Annotated in this window: 1 protein-coding gene; it reads left to right on the forward strand. The window is 66.3% G+C overall.

Features of this window, described 5'->3' with window-relative positions:
- Positions 1 to 351: 351 nt before the first annotated feature.
- Positions 352 to 888, forward strand: a complete 537-nt coding sequence (locus E0H73_RS48305) for an endonuclease/exonuclease/phosphatase family protein (RefSeq protein WP_337590359.1) — start codon at positions 352 to 354, stop codon at positions 886 to 888.
- Positions 889 to 999: the final 111 nt, after the last annotated feature.

Consider the following 999-nt stretch of genomic DNA (forward strand, 5'->3'; position numbering starts at 1 on the left):
GGCTGCTGTTGCCGCCCTTGCCGCTCTTACCGCCGTGCTCGCTCGACTTCGAGGAGTTGGCGATCTTCGCCGCGCGCTGTTTCGACATCCCCTTGTCCTACAGGGCTTCGTACTGCTTCTCGTTCTTCACCTTCGATGACTTTCCGGGCATCAGTACCTCCACGAGGTGTGTGGTCCATCGTGTTGCCGGTACCCACCGTGGAGACTCTCACCGTGCTTCGGCAGACCAGCCGGGCGACTGGCGTCGTACACAGTCAGACCGGGGACGTCATCCTGCCCACCCCTGTGTGATTGCGGGGCCCGGCTCGCTCCGGAGGGAAGGAGGAACGTCTGGGGTCGGTTCGGAGATCGATGGTTGCGGCGGCAACGGGCGATCGTCGCTACGGTGCGTGCGCGGCGACCGGAGTTCGTTGCCGTGCAGGAGACTTGGCGGGTGGACGGGTTGACGCAGGCTGCGGTGCTCGGGGCCGAGCTGGGGATGGCATCGGCCTTTGCCCCCTCGGGGATGCCGGGGGACGCGCATCCCGGCGTACGTCTCGGCCTCGGCATTCTTTCCGGGCAGTCGAGCGGCACAAGGTGTCGGGCGACACTGTTGCGTTAGACCACCAACGCGAACGGCTGGCCCGGGCTGAGGCACTCGCGACGCTGGTGTCCGAGCTCTCCGGCTCCGGCGACCGAGTCGTGTTGGCGGGCGCTCTGAACTCGCCGCCCGGCCATCCCGAGCTCAAGCCTCTCCTGGATGCGCTGGAGGACTGCTGGCTGCCGGGAGAGAATGGGCTTGGCGTCACGTATAGCTCGCACAACCGCTATCTGGGCCGCGGCGAGTGGCTCGAGGACAACCGGATCGACTACATCCTCACCAGGGGAGGTTTGGTGCCGCGCGAGTGACACGTGATCGGTTTCGACGAGGACCGAGGTCTGCCGCCGTCCGACCACTACGCCGTCGTTGCCGACGTGTTAGGTCGTCTGAATCTCACTCCGCACGAGTGGTGCGGCCTG

This window comes from Kribbella pittospori (assembly GCF_004331465.1).
GTDB lineage: Bacteria > Actinomycetota > Actinomycetes > Propionibacteriales > Kribbellaceae > Kribbella > Kribbella pittospori.